This window comes from Rhodococcus sp. 320_ES (assembly GCF_059691855.1).
This window is the reverse complement of record NZ_JCAWAG010000001.1, coordinates 648,607-665,538: the sequence shown is the minus strand read 5'-3', so window position 1 is coordinate 665,538 and position 16,932 is coordinate 648,607. Positions and strand designations below refer to the sequence as shown.

Below are 16,932 nucleotides of genomic sequence, written 5' to 3'. Positions count from 1 at the left end.
TCGAGCAGTCAGCGGTCGGAGGGCATGTCCCGGTAGTACTCGTCCGATCCCTCGAAGTCGACGCGCACCGTCCCGCCCGTCGTGACGACCACCGGCTGCACCGGCGCGAGGTCGGGAGCGTCCGCGAGGGCGTCCGCAACCCGGTCGTGCGTCGCCAGTCGGCGCAGCATCGCCCAGGTCGGCGGCATCAGCTCGCGCCGTCCGCTACGGAAATCGTCGAGCGCGGAGTCGGCGGTGGACCAGACCGCATCCGTCGCCTCGGAGGTCGCGTCGTCGGCGACCTGCCCGTCGGGCGAGACCGCAACGAAGAAGCGGGTGTCGTAGCGACGGGCCGCCTCCCCCTCGGGCGTGATCCAGTTGGCCCACGGCCGCAGCAGATCGGTGCGCACCATCAGGTCGTTCTCGACGAGGAACTGCCCGAACGAGAGCTCCCGCGACTCGACGCGTCGCCGCTCACCGGAGTAGGCCGTCGAGTCGGAGACGATCGTCGACTCCGTCGGGCCGGCGAGAAGAACGCCGCACTCCTCGAACGTCTCGCGTACCGCGGCCAGCACGAGGGACCGACCTCGGGGGACGTCGACCGACAGGCACTCGGCCCACCACGACGCGGACGGCCCCGCCCAGCCGGCGGGCGCAGTCGCGTCGGACGGATCCACGCCGCCGCCGGGGAACACCGTCATCCCCGCCGCGAAGGCCATCCCGGTGACTCGGCGCTGCAGGAACACCTCGAGGCCGTACTCACCGTCTCGGACCAGGATGACCGTCGCCGCGTCGCGGACGGGCGTGGTCACCTGCGGTGCCGCGGCTTGGGCCTGGTGCGACGGGCGAAGAAGCGGCCGTCGGCGGCCTCGAGGGTGATCGACTGGCTGAAGGCCTCGCTGAGATTCTCCGCGGTGATCACGTCGTCGATGAGGCCCTGCGCCACCGCGCCGCCCTCCTTGAGCAGCAGAGCGTGCGTGAAGCCCGGTGGGATCTCTTCGACGTGGTGGGTGATGAGCACCGTCGCCGGAGCGTCCGGGTCGAGCGCCAGATCCGTCAGCAGTGCGACCAGGTCTTCACGGCCGCCCAGGTCGAGACCCGCGGCCGGCTCGTCGAGAAGCAGAAGTTCTGGGTCGGTCATCAACGCCCGCGCGATCATGACGCGCTTGCGTTCGCCCTCCGACAAGGTCGCGTAGGTACGCTCGGACAAGTGCTCGATGCCCACGCTCTCGAGCATGTTCACCGCGCGCTCGGTGTCGACGTCGTCGTACTTCTCGCGCCAGCGCCCGAGTACCGCGTATCCGGCGGACACCACCAGGTCGCGCACCACCTCGTCGCCCGGGATGCGGTGACCGAGCGCAGCGGAGGACAGGCCGATGCGGGGCCGCAGTTCGGTCACGTCCGTCCGTCCGAGCCGCTCGCCGAGAACGTGCGCGACACCGGACGTCGGGTGGATCTCCGCAGCCGCAACACGCATCAGCGAGGTCTTGCCTGCGCCGTTCGGACCGAGAACGACCCACCGTTCGTCGAGCTCGACATCCCACGACACGGGCCCCACCAGGGTCACCCCGTTGCGGGTGACGGTGACGTCGTCGAATTGGACGAGGAGGTCTTCGTCGGCCGGTCTTCCGGAGGGCGCGGGAAGGCCGGAGGCCGGAGGTTTGATACCTGGTTTCGACACAATGACCATCTTGTCGCACCAAGTCCCCGCTTTCACGGCAGGATCTCGAAGCGTGTCGGATGATCTTGCAACTGAGCCCGGTTCGCCCTTCCCCCTCGGAGCCACAGTGGGTGCGCACGGCGTGAATTTCGCTGTGCACGCTCCCGACGCCGAGGCGGTGGAGCTGCGCCTCGTCGACGGCGACACCGAGCGCAGGGTGGAGTTCACCCAGCGGACCTACGGCATCTGGCACGGCGTGGTCTCCGTTCCCGTGGGGCAGCGCTACGGGTATCGGGTGTCTGGTCCGTGGGATCCGTCGAACGGATACCGGTTCAATCCGCACAAGCTGCTCGTCGATCCGGCGGCGCGGCAGGTGACCGGCGCCTTCGGAGACGCGCACGCACTGCTCGCGTACGCCGACGACCCGTTCGGTCGTCCCAGTTCCGTCGATTCCTTCGGGCACGTTCCGCTCGCCGTGGTGACGGAACCGGACAACGCCCCGCAGGTGCGGCTCGAAACTCCGTGGGACCACACGGTCATCTACGAACTACACGTCGGATCGTTCACCGGAGCGCACCCGGACGTACCCGAGCATCTGCGCGGTACATATTTGGCGCTGGCCGAGTCCGCGGTGATCGGACACCTGAAGTCCCTCGGTGTGACGGCCGTCGAACTGTTGCCGATCCAGGCGTGTTTCACCGAGCCCGGTGTACGCGCACGCGGCATGCGCAACCACTGGGGGTACTCGACGGGGGCGTACTTCGCACCGGAGACCTCGTACGCCAGTGAGCCGGGCAACGAGAGAGCCGAGTTCCGGGCCATGGTCGCGGCGCTCCATGCCGCGGGGATCGAGGTGATCCTCGACGTCGTCTACAACCACACGTGCGAAGGCGGAGTGGACGGCCCGTCCATCAGCTGGCGAGGATTCGACGCTCGCGGCTATTATCTGCTCAATTCACGTGGCCAGGACATCGACCTGACCGGGTGCGGAAACACTCTCGATGCGGCGTCACCGGCGGTGGTGCGGATGGTGTGCGACAGCCTCCGCTTCTGGGTCACGGAGATGGGAGTCGACGGTTTCCGGTTCGACCTGGCGAGTACACTCGGCCGACCCGGCGGATACGGATTCGATACTCGCGCAGCGCTTCTCACCGCCATCGCCGCCGACCCACTGTTGTGCCGGGTGAAGCTGATCGCCGAACCCTGGGACGCCACCGGACCGGGTTATCAGGTCGGCGGATTCGGACCCGTGTGGAGCGAATGGAACGACCGCTATCGCGACACTGTCCGCCGGTTCTGGGCAGGGCACACCGGGGTCCGCGAATTGGCCTCGCGCATGGCCGGTTCCGAGGACATCTACGGACCGAGCGGGCGCCGGCCGTGGGCGTCGATCAACTTCGTCACCGCGCACGACGGGTTCACGGCGCGAGACCTGGTGTCGTACAACCACAAACACAACGAGCGCAACGGTGAAGACAACCGCGACGGAACCGACAACAACTCGTCGGTCAATCACGGGGTCGAAGGCCCGACCGACGATCCGGCGATCGTTGCGGCGCGGGACCGTCACGTGCGCGCACTTCTCGCCACCCTGGTGCTGTCCACCGGGACGCCGATGCTGTTGGCGGGAGACGAGTTCGGGCACACCCAGAACGGAAACAACAACGCCTACTGCGTTCCGCGTGACGTTGCCCCCGGCCAGGCGTGGACGCTGGACTGGTCGAACCGTGACACGGCTCTGACATCGATGCTCACCCGAGCTCTGCGCGTACGCCGCGCGGCACCGGTGCTGCGTCAGCAGGAACACTTCTCCGGACGCGACACCCCCACCGGCAGGCCGGATCTCGCGTGGTTCGGCGCCGACGGTATCGAGCTGGGGCACGAGCAGTGGAACGACGACTCGCTGCGCACCATGCAGGCGTGGGTGGACGGCAGCGACGTGCGCACGTCGACGCCGCTCGACGGAGAACCGTTCTCCGCGTTGTTGATTCTGCACTCAGGAGGCCCGGCGGACATCGTTCTCGCCGACCCGGAGTGGTCGACGGGCACCTTCGTGCCGGTGTTCGACTCCGCCGCTCCCACCGGCGTTCCCGCCGATCAAACTGCGGTGGCGCCCGGTTCCACGCTCACCGTCGACGGTTCGGTCGTCCTGGCCTTTCGCTGCGAGCCAGGCAACACCGCAGAGAACAGGTGAACCAACGGACCGATTCCGAGGGCGTACACCACGGTGCCGACACCGACCGTCCCGCCGAGCAACCAGCCGACGGCGAGAACCGTCACCTCGATTGCTGTGCGCACCACACGAACCGAGCCTCCGGTGCGGGCGACGAAGCCCGTCATGAGCCCGTCACGGGGCCCCGGGCCCATGCCGGCACCGATGTAGAGCGCGGTGGCGAAACCGTTGATCACCACGGCCGCCACCATGACGGCAATTCGAGCGGCGAGAGGCTCGACGGTCGGGATGACCGCGAGAGACGTGTCGACGGCGAGGGCGATCACCACCACGTTCGCGACGGTTCCGACACCGGGGCGCTGGCGCAACGGGATCCAGATCAGCAGCACAGCAACTCCGGTCAACGCGGTCACCGTTCCGAAGCTGAGACCGGACCGGTCGGCGACGCCCTGATGGAACACGTCCCACGGATCCAGTCCGAGGCCGGCCCGAACCATCATGGCCATCGACACCCCGTAGAGCACGAGGCCGATGAACAAGTAGGCCAGTCGTTTCGTCATGGCTCCACCCTCTAGGCCACCGGACACCGTCCAAATAGCCAGTTCTCCAACACTGGTCTGTTAAGGGAAGGCTCGTGGCGGGACGGCGATCACCGTGGTCGACCCCGGTGCCACTTCGGTGAAGCCCGCGTCCCGCACCGCGACCGCGCGTCCGGCCGACTCCTCGGCGCGCAGCCGCGCCCACTGCTCACGACTCGCCTCACGCACCGAGCAGACGTATCCAGTCTCGCACCACGACTCGGCGTCGGCGACGGACATCGACCCGGCCAGAATCATGACCGAATGCCCGACCTGCGCAGCGGCTTTCCCGAGCGTCATGGTCAAGCTCGCATCGATCCACAGAACCGGAAAACGCGGGTCCGGGTCGCCGGGTTCGTCGGCCGGCAGATCCGTTCCGCCGATCTGCAGCTTCTTCAGACGCGGATCCAGATCCCCCACCCGGCCCGGCACGTACGCGCGGGCCTGTGCGTCACCCACCGTGGCAGTCACCCCGTCCACCTCCTCGGCGGCGGTCCACTGTGCTCCCCGGGCGCGCCTCGACACCTTGCGAATACGGGCCTCGGTCCAAGCGACCAGTGCGTCGTGCCAGGGACCGTCCACCTCGACCCGCTCGTCCAGGCACAGCGCGATCGTCGCCGTTGCCGCCGCTTCGAGCAGCGAACTTCTCGGCGGCGGGTCCGCCTTGGGAAGGTGCAACACGATCGGCATTGCGAGAACGTCGGCCGGATCGTCCGGATCTGCCGCTCCCCCGTACCCGCGAGCCAGACGTGCATGCCGGTCGGCGAAGGTCACGGAATCGGGATCCGCGTGTTGAGCCCGTCGACGGAGTCGGCCGCTTCGATCTCGTCGCGCGTGATCCCCAGAACGAACAGCACGGCGTCGAGGAACGGATAGGACAGCGCGGCGTCGGCCACCTCCCGCAGAGCGGGTTTGGCGTTGAAGGCCACACCCAGGCCGGCCGCGGTGAGCATGTCGATGTCGTTGGCGCCGTCTCCGACGGCCACGGTCTGTTCCATCGGAACTCCGACCTCCGACGCGAACTGCCGCAGCGCAACAGCTTTCGCCGCACGGTCGACCACGTCGCCGATGACCCGACCGGTCAGCTTTCCGTCGACGATCTCGAGGGTGTTGGCCTTCACGAAGTCCAGTTCCAGATCATGGGCAAGACCGTCGATGACCTGACGGAACCCACCCGACACGACGCCGCAGTGATACCCGAGGCGGCGCAAGGTGCGGATCGTGGTGCGGGCACCGGGAGTGAGTTCGAGCTCGTCCGCGACGTCGTCGATGACCGACGCGTCCAGCCCGGCCAGGGTGGCCACGCGGCGATGCAACGATTCCGTGAAGTCGATCTCGCCGCGCATCGCGGCTTCCGTCACCGCGCGCACCTCGTCCTCGACGCCGGCGTGTGCAGCCAACATCTCGATGACCTCACCCTGCACCAGTGTCGAGTCGACGTCGAAGACGATCAGTCGTTTGCCGCGGCGGGCGAGACCGCCCCGCTCCACGGCGACGTCGATACCCACCCCTGCGGCCATGGCGGCGAGCGACTGCCGGAGCGTGGCGTCCGCCTCGTCCCCCACGTTCGTCACCGAGACCATGAGCTCGAGGCCCGTCACCGGGTAGTCGGCGATGCCGCGAATGGAGTCGATGTTCACACCCTGACTCGCGAGCTCTCGGGAGAGAAGGCTGATCGCCCGCGCGGTGACCGGCCTGCCGAGAACCACCACCGCGTGAGTGGACAACCCGGCTCGGCCACGCGCCGCGCCGATCTCGACGTCCACGTCGACACCCACGGTGTTCATGGCGTCGACCAGTTCGTCGTGCAGCGCGTCGAGGTCGCGTGGGCACGAACCGAGCACTCCGAGGGTGAGCCGGCCGCGGATCACGACCTGTTCGACGTCCAGTACATCCACCTCGTGCCGCGCCAGAGCGGCGAAGAGGACGGACGTGACTCCGGGCTTGTCACCGCCGGTCACGGTGACGAGGACGGTCGTCTCGGTCGAACTCACCTGACTTCGGTATCCCTTCCAAGGGAGAAGCCCCTCACCGACTGCGGGGAGGGGCTTCTCGAGGTAACTGTTTCGTTGCTGCTCCGGCTACTTCTCGCCCGGATTCGGGTCTGCAGAGCTTTCGTGATCACTCGTGGCGATCGGAGCACGACGTGCCTGCTCCATCACCGCGGTGACCTTGCCGTGGCCCGGCCCGACGTGCGCTTCTTCACGCAGCCGTTCGACCATGTGCGGGTAGTGCAGCTCGAACGCGGGACGCTCGGAGCGGATACGCGGCAGCTCGGTGAAGTTGTGCCGCGGCGGCGGGCAGCTGGTGGCCCACTCGAGCGAGTTGCCGTAGCCCCACGGATCGTCGACCGTGACGACCTCGCCGTAGCGGTAGCTCTTGAAGACGTTCCACAGGAACGGCAGCGTCGACGCGCCGAGGATGAAGGCACCGACCGTGGAGATCGAGTTCAGGACCGTGAAGCCGTCGCTCGGCAGGTAGTCGGCGTAGCGGCGGGGGAAGCCCTCCGCACCGAGCCAGTGCTGCACCAGGAACGTCAGGTGGAAGCCGACGAAGGTGGCCCAGTAGTGCCACTTGCCCAGCTTCTCGTCGAGCAGTCGACCCGTCATCTTCGGGAACCAGAAGTAGATGCCGGCGTAGGTCGCGAACACGATCGTGCCGAAGAGCACGTAGTGGAAGTGCGCGACAACGAAGTACGAGTCGGTGACGTGGAAGTCGATCGGCGGGCTGGCGAGCAGCACACCGGACAGACCACCGAAGAGGAACGTCACGAGGAAGCCGACCGAGAACAGCATCGGCGTCTCGAACGTCAACTGGCCCTTCCACATCGTGCCGATCCAGTTGAAGAACTTCACACCGGTCGGAACCGCGATGAGGAACGTCATGAACGAGAAGAACGGCAGCAGGACCGCGCCGGTCGCGTACATGTGGTGCGCCCACACTGCGATCGACAGCGCCGCGATGGCGATGGTCGCGTAGATCAGGCCGGTGTAGCCGAACAGCGGCTTACGGCTGAAGACCGGGAAGATCTCGGACACGATGCCGAAGAACGGCAGCGCGATGATGTACACCTCGGGGTGGCCGAAGAACCAGAACAGGTGCTGCCACAGCAGAACTCCGCCGGTGGCCGGGTCGAACAGGTGCGCGCCGAGATGGCGGTCCGCGGCGAGGCCCATGAGCGCTGCGGTGAACAGCGGGAACGCAAGCAGAACCAGGATCATCGTCACGAAGATGTTCCAGGTGAAGATCGGCATGCGGAACATCGTCATGCCGGGGGCACGCAGGCAGATGACCGTGGTGATCATGTTGACGCCACCGAGGATGGTGCCGAGGCCGGCGACGGCGAGGCCCATGATCCAGAAGTCGGCACCCATGCCGGGCGAGTGCACTGCGTCGGTCAACGGCGTGTAGGCCGTCCATCCGAAGTCGGCAGCGCCACCGGGGGTGATGAATCCGGCCGACGCGATGAGCGCGCCGAACAGGTACAGCCAGTAGCTGAACGCGTTCAGACGCGGGAATGCGACGTCGGGGGCACCGATCTGCAGCGGCATGATGTAGTTCGCGAATCCGAAGACGATCGGCGTCGCGTACAGCAGCAGCATGATCGTGCCGTGCATCGTGAACAGCTGGTTGTACTGCTCGTTCGACAGGAACTGCAGTCCCGGTACGGCCAGCTCTGCACGCATGAGCAGAGCGAGCACGCCACCGAAGAGGAAGAAGAAGAACGAGGTGACCAAGTACATGATCCCGAGTGTTTTCGGATCAGTGGTCGTCACCGCCTTGTGGATGAACGATCCCTTGGGTCCCGTCCGAGGCGGATACGGCCGCGTGGCCGTCAGCTCGGGGACCGGCTGAGGAGCTAGGGCAGTCACTGATCCTCCGTAAGTGCGCGTCATCCCCGTTTCGCGAGGCGGACGGTGTTTATTCGTGCGCTCCTCGAATCGTAGACCGTGGTTACTCGATTCGCGGAGCGGGTCCTACTCTGTGTCGTATTCGCGGCGGCTGTCGCGATTTCCCGAGGGTGGCTCATGTTCAAGCTGGTACCGATTATCGTCGCGATCGCCGTCGTTGCAGGGTGTTCTGCACCTGATTCGGCGTCCTCCGGCGATTCGACCACCGCTCCGGCGCGGTACTCGGGCTCGTCCGTGGTCTGCGCGGATCTGCAGACGATCGCCGACGCGGACGCACGCACCAGCGACCCGGCCGCACAGAACTGGGAGCAGCAGCGCACGGTGATTCTCGGCGGAGAAGCCGACGCCACCGCCGCGTTCGACCGCGCCATCGGCGACGCTCGTGCCGCGCAGGACGAATCCCTGGCCGACGACCTGACAGCAGTGCAAGCCTTCACCGCCCAGACGATCGAGGCCGTCCGGTCGTCCACGACTTTCGACGACTTCTCCGCGCGGGTACGGGCGCTGGATGCGTCTGCCGCCACCGCCGCCGGGACGCGGCTCAACGACTACTCGACGGACACGTGCGGCTTCGCATTGATCGCGGACGGTTCCTGACCTTCTAGTACCGTCTGCGCCATGTCTGTCGCCCTACCCCGTCGAGCGTCGCGCATCCTCGCGGCGCTGGCGCTCTCGTCTCTGGCGCTTGCAGGGTGTTCCAGTGACGCGACCGACGAACCGTCGTCGAACGTCGTGCGCAGCACCACCAACATCGCGGGCGCCGGCGTCGTCGGGGTCGAGCGCGACACGGTGGGACTGTGCCCCCTCCTCGGCCCGCCCGACGACGTCGGGCGACAGGGCGACTCGCGTCTCGTCCTCGGCAGCGGCCGAGCCACCACCGTGCCGGCCGACCCGCAGCGCATCGTGGTGCTGGACACGCCGTCGCTGGACGCGGCGTGCACCGTCGGAATCTGGGAACGCGTTGTCGGCGCCGCCACCGCGCCCGCGCTCAACGCACCGAACGCGCTGCGTCCCACCTACCTCGGCACCGGGATCTCGCAGATCCCGGGCGTCGGTCCGGTGGGCTCCCCCGACTTCGATCAGATCGCGGCCCTGTCCCCCGACCTCGTCGTCGGATCGGATTCGCTCGGGCCGGACACCATGGCCCGACTCGCCGAGATCGCCCCGACCGTCTTCACCCGGTCGTCGGCGTCCTGGTCCGATCGGGCACTGCTCGCCGCGACGGCCATGGGGCGCCGCGAGGCCGCAACCGCCGAGCTCGCGAAGTTCCGCGCCGACGCCGCCGACACCGGCCGGCAGATCGTCGCGTCGCAGACCGAAGCGTCGGTCGTGAGATTCGGACCGGACTACGGGCAGATCCTCGGATCCGACAGCTTCGCCGGTCAGGTACTCGGTGCCGTCGGCGTTCGTCGACCCGGCGCGCAGACCTCGACCACCACCGACTTCGACACCGCCGATCCGAAGGCCGCCGAAGGCGATCTCGTCTACGTCAGCTTCGCCCCGGGCGGCGAGGACAAAGGCACTTCGATCATGCGGACGGACGCCTGGAGGGACCTCGGCGCCGTGGCCGACGGCCGAGTGTTCGCCGTCGACGACGCCGTGTGGTCCGGGGACGGCATCATCGCCGCCGAGACGATGCTGACGGACCTGAAGAACTCGATCAACGCCTACGTCTCGTAGCGTTGCGCCATGCCGATCCCCGAATTCATCACGACGCTGCGCGCCAAGATCGGAACCGACCCGCTGTGGCTGTCCGGTGTCAGCGCGGTGGTTCTGGACGACGCTGATCGCCTGCTGCTGACCCGCCGCAAGGACAACGGGAAATGGGCCGTGGTGTCCGGGGTGCTCGAACCGGGCGAAGAACCCGGCCCCGCCGCGCTACGCGAAGTGCTCGAGGAGACCGGAGTGACGGCGTCGTTGACGCGGCTGTCGAGCGTCGACGTGACCGAGCCGATCGTCTACCCGAACGGCGACCGCACGCAGTACGTCGACATCTGCTTCGTCGCCCACTACGTCTCCGGGGACGCACACGTCGCCGACGACGAGAACCTGGACGTGCGGTGGTTCACGCGTGACGAGATCCCCGAGGATCTGACCGAGACGTCGGCGCTGAGGATCGCGAAAGCGCTCGACCACGGGCCGGAAGCGTGGTTCAGGCGGTAGTCCGGCTCGGGCTGTCGCGTCGGGCTGGGGGTCGGGCTGGCGCGACTCAGGGGCACATTCAGTCGATCTGACGGTGTGAGGGTGCCCCTGAGTCCGGTGCGCAGGTTGTCGAACCGGGTCAGAAGTCCCAGTCGTCGTCCTCGGTGTTGACGGCCTTGCCGATGACGTAGGAGCTGCCCGAGCCGGAAAAGAAGTCGTGGTTCTCGTCCGCGTTCGGTGACAGCGCCGACAGGATCGCCGGATTGACGTCCGTCTCGTCCTTCGGGAACAGGCCCTCGTATCCGAGGTTCATCAGCGCCTTGTTGGCGTTGTAGCGCAGGAACTTCTTGACGTCCTCGGTCAGACCGACCTCGTCGTACAGATCCTGGGTGTACTCGACCTCGTTCTCGTAGAGCTCGAACAGAAGCTCGAAGGTGTAGCCCTTGAGCTCTTCCTTCTCGGCGGCGCCGAGCTTCTCGAGGCCCTTCTGGTACTTGTAGCCGATGTAGTAGCCGTGTACCGCTTCGTCACGAATGATCAGGCGGATCAGGTCGGCCGTGTTGGTGAGCTTGGCGCGCGAGCTCCAGTACATCGGCAGGTAGAAGCCGGAGTAGAAGAGGAACGATTCGAGCAGCGTCGACGCGACCTTGCGCTTGAGCGGATCGTCGCCGTGGTAGTACGACATGACGATCTGAGCCTTGCGCTGAAGGTTCTCGTTCTCCTCCGACCAGCGGAACGCGTCGTCGATGTCGCGGGTGGAGCACAGCGTCGAGAAGATCGAGCTGTAGCTCTTGGCGTGCACCGACTCCATGAACGCGATGTTCGTCAGAACCGCCTCTTCGTGCGGGGTGACGGCGTCGGGGATGAGCGAGACGGCACCCACGGTTCCCTGGATGGTGTCGAGCAGCGACAGGCCGGTGAACACCCGCATGGTCAGCTGCTTCTCGACCTCGGTCAGCGTGGCCCACGACGGGATGTCGTTGGACACCGGCACCTTCTCGGGGAGCCAGAAGTTGCCGACGAGACGATCCCAGACCTCGGAATCCTTGTCGTCCTGGACGCGGTTCCAGTTGATCGCGCTGACGCGATCGATGAGCTTCACCATGTTGCTGCCTGTCTCAGTCGTGTGTGTACTTCTCTCTGCTTACCCACCGTGCACGATTTCCGCCCCTATAGGGCCGGAAATCGCGCACAGGTGCCGAAGGCGCCTACAGCATGCAGCTGACGCAACCCTCCACCTCGGTTCCTTCCAAGGCCATCTGGCGCAGCCGGATGTAGTACAGCGTCTTGATTCCCTTGCGCCACGCGTAGATCTGCGCCTTGTTGATGTCACGCGTGGTGGCGGTGTCCTTGAAGAACAGCGTCAGGGACAGGCCCTGATCGACGTGCTGCGTCGCCGCGGCGTAGGTGTCGACGATCTTCTCGAAACCGATCTCGTACGCATCCTGGTAGTACTCCAGGTTGTCGTTCGTCAGGTACGGCGCCGGGTAGTAGACGCGCCCGATCTTGCCTTCCTTGCGGATCTCGATCTTCGACGCGACGGGGTGGATCGAGGACGTCGAGTAGTTGATGTAGGAGATCGACCCGGTCGGCGGGACGGCCTGCAGGTTCTGGTTGTAGATGCCGTGCTTCTGCACCGACGCCTTCAACTCCACCCAGTCCTCCTGCGTCGGAATGTGAATTCCGGCGCCGGCGAACAACTCTCGCACCCGGTCGGTCTCCGGCTCCCAGGCCCGATCGGTGTACTTGTCGAAGAACTCACCCGACGCGTACTTCGACTGCGGGAAGCCGCCGAAGTAGGTGCCGCGCTCGATGGAGATGCGGTTCGATGCCCGCAACGCATGGAACAGCACGGTGTAGAAGTAGATGTTCGTGAAGTCGATGCCCTCGGTGCTGCCGTAGAAGATGCGCTCGCGGGCGAGGTACCCGTGCAGGTTCATCTGGCCGAGACCGATGGCGTGCGAGGCGTTGTTGCCCTCTTCGATCGACGGCACCGACGTGATGTGCGTCTGGTCGGACACGGCGGTCAACCCGCGGATCGCCACCTCGATGGTCTTCGAGAAGTCCTCGGAGTCCATCGTTTTCGCGATGTTCAGCGAGCCGAGGTTGCACGAGATGTCCTTGCCCACATGGCTGTACGACAAATCGTCGTTGTAGGTGGACGGCGTGGAGACCTGCAGGATCTCCGAGCACAGGTTCGAGTGCGTGATCTTGCCCTCGATCGGGTTGGCGCGGTTCACGGTGTCCTCGAACATGATGTACGGGTAGCCGGATTCGAACTGCAACTCGGCGAGAGTCTGGAAGAACTCGCGCGCCTTGATCTTGGTCTTGCGGATGCGCTTGTCGTCGACCATCTCGTAGTACTTCTCGGTCACGTTGATGTCGGCGAACGGCACGCCGTACACGCGCTCGACGTCGTACGGCGAGAACAGGTACATGTCCTCGTTCTTCTTCGCGAGCTCGAACGTGATGTCCGGGATGACGATTCCCAGCGAGAGCGTCTTGATGCGGATCTTCTCGTCGGCGTTCTCACGCTTGGTGTCGAGGAAGCGGTACACGTCGGGATGGTGTGCGTGCAGGTACACCGCACCCGCGCCCTGCCGGGCACCGAGCTGGTTGGCGTACGAGAACGAATCCTCGAGCAGCTTCATGATCGGGATGACGCCGGAGCTCTGGTTCTCGATGCGCTTGATGGGAGCACCGGACTCGCGAATGTTGCTCAGCAGCAACGCGACTCCACCGCCGCGCTTGGAGAGCTGGAGTGCGGAGTTGATGGAGCGACCGATGGACTCCATGTTGTCCTCGATACGCAGCAGGAAGCACGAGACGGGCTCACCGCGCTGCTTCTTGCCCGAGTTCAGGAACGTCGGGGTGGCCGGCTGGAACCGTCCGGCGATGATCTCGTCGACGAGATCGGTTGCGAGGGTTTCGTTTCCGGCGGCCAGCGTGAGAGCGACCATGCAGACGCGATCCTCGAAGCGCTCGAGGTAACGCTTGCCGTCGAACGTCTTCAGTGTGTACGACGTGTAGTACTTGAACGCACCGAGGAAGGTCGGGAACCGGAACTTCTTGCTGTACGCGTGCTCGATCAGACCCTTGACGAACGACCGCGAGTACTGGTCGAGAACCTCTGCCTCGTAGTAGTTCTCCTCGACCAGGTAGTCCAGCTTCTCGTCCAGGTTGTGAAAGAAGACCGTGTTCTGGTTGACGTGCTGCAGGAAGTAGGCGCGTGCGGCTTCCCGATCCTTCTCGAACTGGATCTCACCGTTCGGGCCGTACAGGTTGAGCATGGCGTTGAGCGCGTGGTAATCGAGTTCCGAATCGTCGCGCGCCTGGGTGCGGGCCGGCGCTGCGTCGGTGATGGTCGGTGCCATGAATACTCCCGAGAAAGTGGTGTGGTGGATCGGTGGGTGTCAGGCGCGTGAAGCGTCAGGCGCGTGCGAACTGGTTTCCCCAGAATTCGCCGAGGCCTTCCCGAACGCGGTCGACGTCCTCGGGAGTGCCCATGAGCTCGAAACGGTAGAGAAAAGGAACGTTGCACTTCTGCGAAATGACATCTCCCGCAAAGCAATACGAATCACCGAAGTTGGTGTTGCCGGCCGCGATGACGGCTCTGATGAGCGACCTGTTGTGCTGATCGTTCAGAAACTTGATCACCGGCTTCGGCACGTAGTTCGTGTCTCGGCCGAGGTGGTTGGTGCCGCCGCCGTAGGTCGGAACGATCAACACGTACGGCGAGTCGACCCGAAACCGGTCGGCCGAACGGATGGGTATCCGAGTGGCGGGCAACTGGAGGCGCTGGACGAATCGATGCGTGTTCTCCGAAGCACTCGAGAAGTACACCAGGGAGTCGGACATCGAGATCGAGACCGCGTCAGGCTGCGGCGGTCACCAGGTTCTTGATGCGATCCGGGCGGTAACCCGACCAGTGATCGTCACCGGCGACGACGACGGGCGCCTGCAGGTAACCGAGCGCCATCACGTAGTCACGCGCATCGGCGTCCTGCGAGATGTCGACGACCGTGTACTCGATGCCCTGCTTGTCCAGAGCCTTGTAGGTGGCGTTGCACTGGACGCAGGCGGGCTTGGTGTAGACGGTGATGTCGCTCATGATCGTCCTCTTGTTCGTGATCGAGTTGGTCGTGCCGAGTGTTCGGAAAACCGTGCTGTGAAACCGAAATCTTGGGGGAAATCAGACCCTCCGACGGTGCGGAGCGGTTGTGGTCTCCCAGTGCTCAAGACACTACACCTAGTGTCCGACATCGCAAGAGAACACCACAATTTGTATGACACCCGTGTAATGACAACGGTGGAACTAGCTGGTCGGGGGCTCGAGCACCAGGCCGAGTCGGCGTGTCGAAATTCGCCCCGAAGACAGAAGTCCCCCGACCCGATCAGGCGCGGGGCGGGGGACTTCGTCGACGGGTTGGAATCAGGCTGCTGCGACTGCTCCGGCGTCGACGAGAGCGGACAGCGTCTTCGCGATGTCGCCCGACACCTCGGCGTTCTCGCTGGGGTGCGAATTGCCGAACTTCTCGCCCACACCACCGATCGCGAGATGAGCATCGTCGACGAGTGCGCCGCCGGCGACGGAGGCCGCCTTGACGGTGTCCGCCTGGCTCCACTTGCCGGCGTTGCCACTGACCGACGAGCTGATGACGGCAGTCGGCTTGCCGCTGATCGCGCCGACGCCGTAGGGACGCGAGATCCAGTCGATGGCGTTCTTCAGAACGGCGGGAATCGTGCCGTTGTATTCGGGGGTCACCAGCAGCAGTGCGTCGGCGTCGCCGACCGCAGTGCGCAGTTTCTCGACGGAGTCGATGGTGCCGGGGACGTCGATGTCCTCGTTGTAGAAAGGGATGTCGCCGAGACCGTCGTAGACGACGACGTCGACACCCTCGGGCGCGACGGTCGATGCGGTCTCCGCGAGACGACGGTTGATGGAATCGGCGCGCAGGCTGCCGACCAGTGCGATAACTCGAGACTCGGACATGGTGCCCCTTTCGTTGTGGTTGCTGACGTTGGCTGACCCTTGAAACGGACTGTAGTCCACTTTTGTTCCGAGCGGGTAATCTGTCGATGTGATCAGTCCCCTACCGCTCGATCCGTCGCTTCCGATGGTCGGCGCCGAGACCGAGCGATGCGACGCCGCACGCAATCGGCAGCGGCTGCTGAAGGCCGCCGTGGAGCTGGTCGATTCCCTGGGCGCCGACGCCGTGACGATGGACGCGGTCGCGGTGGCCGCCGGCGTGGGCAAGGGAACGGTGTTCCGCCGCTTCGGAAGCCGCGCCGGCCTGATGCTGGCGCTCCTCGATCACACCGAGGCAGAACTACAGCAGCGCTTCATGTTCGGGCCACCGCCGCTCGGACCCGGCGCCGACCCCGTGGACCGTCTCATCGCGTTCGGCCGAGCCCGGCTCGATCACGTCCACGTGCAGGGCGAGGTGCTTCGCGCCGCGGAGGCCGCGCCCGAGATGCGGTACTCGGCGCCCGCCCACGCGGTGAACATCACGCACGTCTCGTCCCTTCTGCGACGGATCCCGGTACACGGCGACATACAACTGCTCGCCTACGCGCTCGTCACGCCGCTCGAAGCCACGCTCGTACTGCACCAGGTGCGAGATCTGGGGATGACCGTCGAACGTATCGGGGACGGCTGGGCCGATCTGGTGCGGCGTGTGACGCGCGATCCGGATCAGCCGAAGACCGACAGCGTCGACTCGGCAGCCTCGCGCAACGCGACGCCGTAACTGCGGCCGTGGCCCGCCGCGTGCACCGCGAGCGGGTGGAGCTGGTGCACGGGGATGCGGTCCCGCGCGCCCGGCCGAAGCGGATGAGCCTCGTCGTACCCGGCGAGGATGTCGTCGAGGAACGAACATCCGAACAGCGCCAGCATCGCCAGATCCGTCTCGCGGTGACCACCGTGGGCGGCCGGGTCGATCATCACCACGCCGTCCTGCGACCAGAACACGTTGCCGCTCCACAGATCGCCGTGGAGCCGCGGCGGCGGTTCGCCGTCGTCGAGCACACCGGACGCCACCAGCGAGCACGCTCTCTCGATCACCGCGCTCTCGGCCGCCGTGACGTTTCCCGCGTCGACGGCGGACCGAAGAAAGGGAAGTACGCGCTCGGCGGCGTAGAACGCGCCCCAGGTGTCGTGAGTGGCCGACGACATGGGCCGATTTCCGATGAACAGCTGTCCCTCGAATCCGTCCGGGGGACTGCCGAATCGGTCCGCACCGGCGTCGTGCACGCGCGCGAGCCGGGCCCCGAACTCTCGCGCCGCCGACGCGGACGGGCGGGTCGGCTGTAGCCGGGCGAGCTCGATGAATCCGTCGCCGAACTCGATCACGTCGACCACTCGGGCTCCGCCGTCGCGCAACCATGCGAGCCCTGCCGCCTCCGCTGCGAAGAAGTCCCGGTGAGCGTCGGCGCGGTTCTTCCGGAAGGTGGCGCTGGTCGAGCGGGGGTGTTCGGGCGGCATCCTAC

At 65.9% G+C, this 16,932-nt stretch carries 17 protein-coding genes; 5 read left to right on the top strand and 12 right to left on the bottom strand.

What is annotated here, in order from left to right; translation table 11 throughout:
- Positions 1-8: 8 nt before the first annotated feature.
- Together AC59JP_RS03410 and AC59JP_RS03405 are read right to left on the bottom strand one after the other, a co-directional pair.
- Complete coding sequence (locus tag AC59JP_RS03410) at positions 9-791, bottom strand: NUDIX hydrolase (protein ID WP_497324217.1); 783 nt, start codon at positions 789-791, stop codon at positions 9-11.
- Complete coding sequence (locus tag AC59JP_RS03405; protein WP_497324216.1) at positions 788-1,669, bottom strand: ABC transporter ATP-binding protein; 882 nt, start codon at positions 1,667-1,669, stop codon at positions 788-790. Before AC59JP_RS03405 ends, AC59JP_RS03410 begins: the two co-directional genes overlap by 4 nt.
- On the opposite strand from AC59JP_RS03405, the gene glgX reads away from it, so the two are divergent.
- A complete protein-coding gene (gene glgX / locus AC59JP_RS03400) occupies positions 1,662-3,833 on the top strand; it encodes a glycogen debranching protein GlgX (RefSeq protein WP_497324215.1) in 2,172 nt (723 codons plus the stop codon). The genes AC59JP_RS03405 and glgX overlap by 8 nt on opposite strands.
- Here the strand turns inward: glgX and yczE are convergent.
- From yczE to ctaD, 4 genes are all read right to left on the bottom strand, one after another.
- Complete coding sequence (gene yczE, locus AC59JP_RS03395) at positions 3,737-4,372, bottom strand: membrane protein YczE (protein ID WP_497324214.1); 636 nt, start codon at positions 4,370-4,372, stop codon at positions 3,737-3,739. The two genes, glgX and yczE, sit on opposite strands and share 97 nt — an antisense overlap.
- Before the next feature lie 60 nt (positions 4,373-4,432).
- Positions 4,433-5,164 carry an aminoacyl-tRNA hydrolase gene (locus AC59JP_RS03390; RefSeq protein ID WP_497324213.1) on the bottom strand — a complete coding sequence of 244 codons (732 nt, stop codon included), beginning with the start codon at positions 5,162-5,164 and terminating at the stop codon, positions 4,433-4,435.
- The gene (gene serB / locus AC59JP_RS03385; RefSeq protein WP_497324212.1) at positions 5,161-6,384 is read right to left on the bottom strand and encodes a phosphoserine phosphatase SerB; all 1,224 of its coding nucleotides are present in this window, start codon (positions 6,382-6,384) and stop codon (positions 5,161-5,163) included. The genes AC59JP_RS03390 and serB overlap by 4 nt, the downstream gene beginning before the upstream one ends.
- A gap of 87 nt (positions 6,385-6,471) precedes the next feature.
- Positions 6,472-8,262: an aa3-type cytochrome oxidase subunit I gene (gene ctaD, locus AC59JP_RS03380; RefSeq protein WP_497324211.1), complete on the bottom strand. Its 1,791-nt coding sequence runs from the start codon at positions 8,260-8,262 to the stop codon at positions 6,472-6,474.
- Between the two features lie 156 nt (positions 8,263-8,418).
- Here ctaD and AC59JP_RS03375 point away from each other — a divergent pair, with 156 nt between their 5' ends.
- From AC59JP_RS03375 to AC59JP_RS03365, 3 genes are read left to right on the top strand one after another with little or no spacing between them, the layout of a single operon-like run.
- Complete coding sequence (locus AC59JP_RS03375) at positions 8,419-8,898, top strand: hypothetical protein (RefSeq protein WP_497324210.1); 480 nt, start codon at positions 8,419-8,421, stop codon at positions 8,896-8,898.
- A gap of 21 nt (positions 8,899-8,919) precedes the next feature.
- The gene (locus tag AC59JP_RS03370) at positions 8,920-9,981 is read left to right on the top strand and encodes an ABC transporter substrate-binding protein (protein WP_497324209.1); all 1,062 of its coding nucleotides are present in this window, start codon (positions 8,920-8,922) and stop codon (positions 9,979-9,981) included.
- Between the two features lie 9 nt (positions 9,982-9,990).
- On the top strand, positions 9,991-10,464 hold the full coding sequence (locus AC59JP_RS03365; protein WP_497324208.1) for an NUDIX hydrolase: 474 nt from the start codon (positions 9,991-9,993) through the stop codon (positions 10,462-10,464).
- A gap of 118 nt (positions 10,465-10,582) precedes the next feature.
- Here AC59JP_RS03365 and nrdF read toward each other — a convergent pair whose 3' ends face one another.
- The 5 genes from nrdF to AC59JP_RS03340 form a co-directional block, all read right to left on the bottom strand.
- Complete coding sequence (gene nrdF, locus AC59JP_RS03360; protein WP_497324207.1) at positions 10,583-11,548, bottom strand: class 1b ribonucleoside-diphosphate reductase subunit beta; 966 nt, start codon at positions 11,546-11,548, stop codon at positions 10,583-10,585.
- Positions 11,549-11,651: 103 nt separating this feature from the next.
- Positions 11,652-13,817 (bottom strand): class 1b ribonucleoside-diphosphate reductase subunit alpha, encoded by a 2,166-nt coding sequence (gene nrdE / locus AC59JP_RS03355; protein WP_497324206.1) that lies wholly within the window; start codon positions 13,815-13,817, stop codon positions 11,652-11,654.
- Positions 13,818-13,872: 55 nt separating this feature from the next.
- Complete coding sequence (gene nrdI, locus AC59JP_RS03350; protein ID WP_497324205.1) at positions 13,873-14,301, bottom strand: class Ib ribonucleoside-diphosphate reductase assembly flavoprotein NrdI; 429 nt, start codon at positions 14,299-14,301, stop codon at positions 13,873-13,875.
- Between the two features lie 16 nt (positions 14,302-14,317).
- Positions 14,318-14,554, bottom strand: a complete 237-nt coding sequence (gene nrdH / locus AC59JP_RS03345) for a glutaredoxin-like protein NrdH (protein ID WP_497324204.1) — start codon at positions 14,552-14,554, stop codon at positions 14,318-14,320.
- 321 nt (positions 14,555-14,875) lie between these two features.
- A complete protein-coding gene (locus tag AC59JP_RS03340) occupies positions 14,876-15,436 on the bottom strand; it encodes an NAD(P)H-dependent oxidoreductase (protein WP_497324203.1) in 561 nt (186 codons plus the stop codon).
- Between the two features lie 124 nt (positions 15,437-15,560).
- Between AC59JP_RS03340 and AC59JP_RS03335 the strand changes: the two genes are divergently transcribed.
- On the top strand, positions 15,561-16,193 hold the full coding sequence (locus AC59JP_RS03335) for a TetR/AcrR family transcriptional regulator (protein ID WP_497324851.1): 633 nt from the start codon (positions 15,561-15,563) through the stop codon (positions 16,191-16,193).
- Here the strand turns inward: AC59JP_RS03335 and AC59JP_RS03330 are convergent.
- A complete protein-coding gene (locus AC59JP_RS03330; RefSeq protein WP_497324202.1) occupies positions 16,139-16,927 on the bottom strand; it encodes a fructosamine kinase family protein in 789 nt (262 codons plus the stop codon). The genes AC59JP_RS03335 and AC59JP_RS03330 overlap by 55 nt on opposite strands.
- Positions 16,928-16,932 lie beyond the last annotated feature (5 nt).

Excerpts from the sequence above, each read along its gene's own strand:
- glgX (WP_497324215.1), top strand. The coding sequence starts at position 1,662 with ATGACCATCTTGTCGCACCAAGTCCCCGCTTTCACGGCAGGATCTCGA.
- AC59JP_RS03405 (WP_497324216.1), bottom strand. The coding sequence starts at position 1,669 with ATGGTCATTGTGTCGAAACCAGGTATCAAACCTCCGGCCTCCGGCCTT.
- yczE (WP_497324214.1), bottom strand. The coding sequence starts at position 4,372 with ATGACGAAACGACTGGCCTACTTGTTCATCGGCCTCGTGCTCTACGGG.
- AC59JP_RS03375 (WP_497324210.1), top strand. The coding sequence starts at position 8,419 with ATGTTCAAGCTGGTACCGATTATCGTCGCGATCGCCGTCGTTGCAGGG.
- AC59JP_RS03370 (WP_497324209.1), top strand. The coding sequence starts at position 8,920 with ATGTCTGTCGCCCTACCCCGTCGAGCGTCGCGCATCCTCGCGGCGCTG.
- AC59JP_RS03365 (WP_497324208.1), top strand. The coding sequence starts at position 9,991 with ATGCCGATCCCCGAATTCATCACGACGCTGCGCGCCAAGATCGGAACC.
- nrdF (WP_497324207.1), bottom strand. The coding sequence starts at position 11,548 with ATGGTGAAGCTCATCGATCGCGTCAGCGCGATCAACTGGAACCGCGTC.
- nrdE (WP_497324206.1), bottom strand. The coding sequence starts at position 13,817 with ATGGCACCGACCATCACCGACGCAGCGCCGGCCCGCACCCAGGCGCGC.
- nrdI (WP_497324205.1), bottom strand. The coding sequence starts at position 14,301 with ATGTCCGACTCCCTGGTGTACTTCTCGAGTGCTTCGGAGAACACGCAT.
- nrdH (WP_497324204.1), bottom strand. The coding sequence starts at position 14,554 with ATGAGCGACATCACCGTCTACACCAAGCCCGCCTGCGTCCAGTGCAAC.
- AC59JP_RS03340 (WP_497324203.1), bottom strand. The coding sequence starts at position 15,436 with ATGTCCGAGTCTCGAGTTATCGCACTGGTCGGCAGCCTGCGCGCCGAT.
- AC59JP_RS03335 (WP_497324851.1), top strand. The coding sequence starts at position 15,561 with ATGGTCGGCGCCGAGACCGAGCGATGCGACGCCGCACGCAATCGGCAG.
- AC59JP_RS03330 (WP_497324202.1), bottom strand. The coding sequence starts at position 16,927 with ATGCCGCCCGAACACCCCCGCTCGACCAGCGCCACCTTCCGGAAGAAC.